The following is a 4,172-nucleotide window of genomic DNA, read 5'->3' as shown; positions in this document are numbered from 1 at the left end:
CGAGAGCAAGAAGTAAAACTTCTTCTGTAGTCCATACGATCATGGATGATTCATGAAAGTTGTTCGCCGCGTCCTGGAAATATTAACCGTATGTGCTCTGGGGGTATGGCTAGCGGCCTTATTCGTATCGCATTTCAGGTCCTCGCAGTCAGCGTTTCGTTCGCCGGTTGACCTGAAAAGCCAGAGCGGACCCCAAGAGACCGTAGATGGAAAGAAGGCACAATCATCTCATCAAGAGAATGCCCTGATCGCGTTCGAGCGGGCCGGTGACTTCCGCGAGGCGTCGTTGGATAGACAACATCAGCCAGGTCAAGATTGTAGCAACAATTCTTCAGAATCGCGCACCGCCCCTGGGCGATTTGGATTACCTGTACCCTTCGGAAATTCGAATACCGAGGTCCCGGGGAATAGTACAGCCTTGATGAAAAGAGAAATACCGAGGGGTACTCCAGCAACTTCAGCATCCCAGGAGGGAGTGGTTTCCGTCTCTTGGTTGGCCCCAGAGGCGGAGCATCAATCAGACGGAGTAGAGGTGGCTGTTCGTCAGATTTCTGTCGAATCGGGGGATGATTCACTAGAACAATCATCGGTCGTCCCGCGTGGTAGAACGTCAAAGGAAAATGGCACGACTTTGTCCCCTTTCCCCGGGCTGCTCGTCACGGATCAAGGAGGTGCTCCCAGTTCTGGAGGACCGGGCAATCTGGAGGTCATCGCGCCACCCCCGCCGATTCTGGAATCTTCTCCAGCCGGAAATGACAACACGAAGTCGCTCGATCACAACAATAAAACGCAGATCGAGTTACGGGAGGCCGATATTCGCGATACAATTCACACGCTGGCGAAAGAAGCTGGAATAAACGTTCTGCTCTCCAACAGTGTTCAGGGGAAGCTCAGCCTTTCTCTGAACGATCTGACGCCACGAGAGGCACTTTTGGCGGTGCTCAAAGCGGCGGGATTTGTCTGGTATGAAGATAACAAAGTCATTTATGTGGGAACCTCCCAGGAGATAAAGCTCCTGGAACAGTTGAGCGACCAGATATCAACGCGGATTTACAGGCCAAACTATGTTTCCGCAAAGGAATTGGAATCGCTGATTAAACCCTTGGTGAGCGCAGATATTGGTCTTGTCACGGTGTCCAGCGCAGCGGAAAAGGGCATAGCGCCCAATCCGTCGGACGCCGGCGGAGACAGCTATGCCGGATCAGACGTCGTTATTGTGCGTGACTATGAGAAAGTCCTTCAGGAGATCGACAGAATTGTGGCCGAGGTGGATGTGCGCCCACGGCAGGTCGCCATCGAGGCGATGATTTTAAGTGTAAATCTTGATGATAAAGACCAGTTCGGAATCAGCTTTGAGCTTCTCCGGAATAAGGGATACATCAAGTTTGGATGGGGTTTTTTGCCAAATGACCTGTCGGACGTTAAGTTCGACAACAGTGGCCTGAAATTGGCCTACCTGGATGCGAGCTTCGGGGCGTTTATCAATGCGTTGGAGTCGCTCGGTGACACAAACGTTATTGCCACGCCACGGCTGCTCGTCCTCAACAAACATAGGGCTGAAATACTCATCGGTAAAGAGCTTGGATATGTGAGTACAACGATCACGGAGACCTCGGCTTCCCAGACAGTAGACTTTTTGAAAGTAGGGGCACAGCTTGTCATACGGCCTTTTATCTCCAACGACGGATTGATACGCATGGAGGTCCACCCGGAGGTCTCTACCGGAGCAGTTCAAATTACCAACAACTTCACCGTACCCAATAAGGACACGACTCAGGTGACAACGAATATTCTCGTTCCTGACGGAGCTACGGTAATCATTGGCGGCCTTATGAGGGAAGACCTCCAGACGACGTCCTCTCAGATTCCGTTTCTGGGTAATCTTCCGATTATCGGGGCCGCGTTTCGAAATCGGGTGGAAACAACCACGAAACAGGAAATCATCGTGCTCATAACTCCTCATATTGTGGGTGACTATGAGGTGGCGTCAGAGGGCCAAAGTGCGAGTGATTTGTGGCGACGGCGGCAACGAGTCGTCGCGGACAACATGAATCCTCTTGGGAATCACACCGCGTCGCGAAGATGGGTGGATGAGGCCCGGGTGGCCTGTGCTCAGGGAGATTATGCGAGGGCGCAAAAGCTGGCAGAACTGGCTGTGCGATTCGATCCGAACAATGTCGAGGCAATAGCCCTCCGGGACCAGCTTGCGAGGGGGAATAGTGGGGCGCGGCCGGTAGTAGAGTCTCCGACACGGTGAAAAAAGCCGAGTCACTGGGATGACTGAGTTAATGAAAAAAGATACGTCGAATAAGTTCTTGCAACGCCGACGCTGTTCGTGGATAAATATATCTCTTTTGGTCGTATCGCTACTGATTGCTCCCGGATGCCGAAGTGGCTTCTTGGCAAACCAAGGTAGTTCAGGTGTGAAGGTAGGCGCTCAGACAACGCCCAGGACGCTAACTGAAGAGCGCATAAACCGCCGGGAGATGGTTGCGCAGGACATAAAGGCCAAAACGACGTGGGCCAGGTCACTTTTCTATGAGAGTCGTGGCGCAGCTTCAATGCCGGCAGCCGATGCGGGTACAGCGGCTCCCGAATGATGTCAGCTCTTCTCATCGTTGCAAATTTAAAACAACGATTGAACAAACCGTATGTGCTGATTGTATTGAGTAGTCCAACAGTTCCAGTTCTTCTCAGCGTATTGAAAATAACTTTTCTGCTCTATTCTCTTCCAATGAAGGATCGCGTGTCGGTCCTACCTTTGCTGCCATTGTGATTGGACATTCCGCCAGGTGCAACCTATGGTTCCTTGAGGGGGAGGTGCACCACGAAAGTCGACAGCGAGGGCAGGCCACTCCGTCGAGACACCGGCTCACTGTTCCGCTGAAAGGATCGACACACGCTATGACGCGACAACAGATGGGTACTCTCTTCAGAAATCTGTGCTGTTTGGGAGGAATATCGGCCCTGTCGATCACCGTGTTGACTCTTGGCCTTGGAACGGGTGGGTGGGAGCCGTGGGTCGCGGCAGCGGCCGTAACACTCTTCGGGATGGCCGTTCTGCTGAAGTCAACCGTGTCCTCAAAGGAACGGGAAACCACGCGACGATGGCTGGAGGAATTAGTCCGGCGTTTGGAGTCGGTGGTCGCCGGAAAAACTGTTCTAGAACCAGGTGTAACTTTGGAATTTCCAAAGGGTTACGACGATATTGGCAGGCAATTGACGCGGCGAATTGAGCAGTTGGGCGAGTTAATTGAGGGTCTTACACAGGCCCAGGCCGTGGCAGAAATTCGAGCTCAAAAAGCCACAATGGTGGCCCGACAAATTGCGTCCGTCCTCGACCTGCTTCCGGACCCCGTACTGGTTGTTAATGGTTTTGACCGTGTGGAAGTAGCGAACTCCGCGGCGAGGGAGTTTTTCGGGCTTAAAGAGTTGGACACTGATGACGGACGATCATGCGTGGGAAATGAGCTGTTCCAGGAACTGATGGCGCGGATCCGCAGACTGAAGATCCGTGACACACAGTTCGATTGGGAGGGAAATGACGGCGACGACCACCGTTTTCACTTCCGCGTCCTTGTGCGGGAATGGCGTCCCGACGGACAGGAATCGTCGCTGCCAAGTCTGGCGATTGTTCTGGAAGACACCAGTTCTTTAACGAATTTGCGAAAGCGTCACGCGGAGTTTGTATCGGCGGTTAGCCACGAGATGAAAGCGCCTCTTGCCGGAATCCGAGCGTACGTGGAGCTTCTGGCGGATGAAGACGTGGACGAAACCACGCGTGATGAGTTTGTAACGACAATCGAATCCCAGATAGAAAGGCTACAGCGTCTGATTGAAAATCTTCTCAACCTGGCCCGGATCGAAGCCGGAATTATGAAGGTCAAAAAGCAAAACTATTCGCTTAACGAAATTCTCGAGGATGCAGCGCGGGTGATGCGTCCGCATGCAGAACAAAAGCACATCGATTTTCAGTGTGAACTGAGTCCGCTTTATTTGGGCGTGGTTGCCGACCGCGATCTTCTGTTGCAGGCAGCCATCAATTTACTATCTAACGCAATTAAATATACGCCCGATGGTGGCAAAGTGGTTCTGCGGAGCCGGATGGAGGAGGAGTATGCCGTTTTCGAGGTGGAGGATACAGGCGTGGGACTAAGTCCCGAGGACTGTCA

2 protein-coding genes are annotated in these 4,172 nt (G+C 52.7%); both read left to right on the top strand.

All coding sequences use genetic code 11. The features are described 5' to 3' along the window. Nucleotides 1-631 precede the first annotated feature (631 nt). Nucleotides 632-2,257, top strand: a complete 1,626-nt coding sequence (locus H5U08_RS11580; RefSeq protein WP_297033165.1) for a secretin N-terminal domain-containing protein — start codon at nt 632-634, stop codon at nt 2,255-2,257. 647 nt (nt 2,258-2,904) lie between these two features. Next, on the top strand, nt 2,905-4,172 hold a 1,268-nt coding region (locus H5U08_RS11575; protein ID WP_297033164.1), incomplete at its 3' end, for a PAS domain-containing sensor histidine kinase.

The sequence above is a fragment of the Thermogutta sp. genome (genome assembly GCF_014359955.1).
Lineage (GTDB): Bacteria > Planctomycetota > Planctomycetia > Pirellulales > Thermoguttaceae > Thermogutta.
This window is presented reverse-complemented; position numbering and strand designations above follow the sequence as displayed.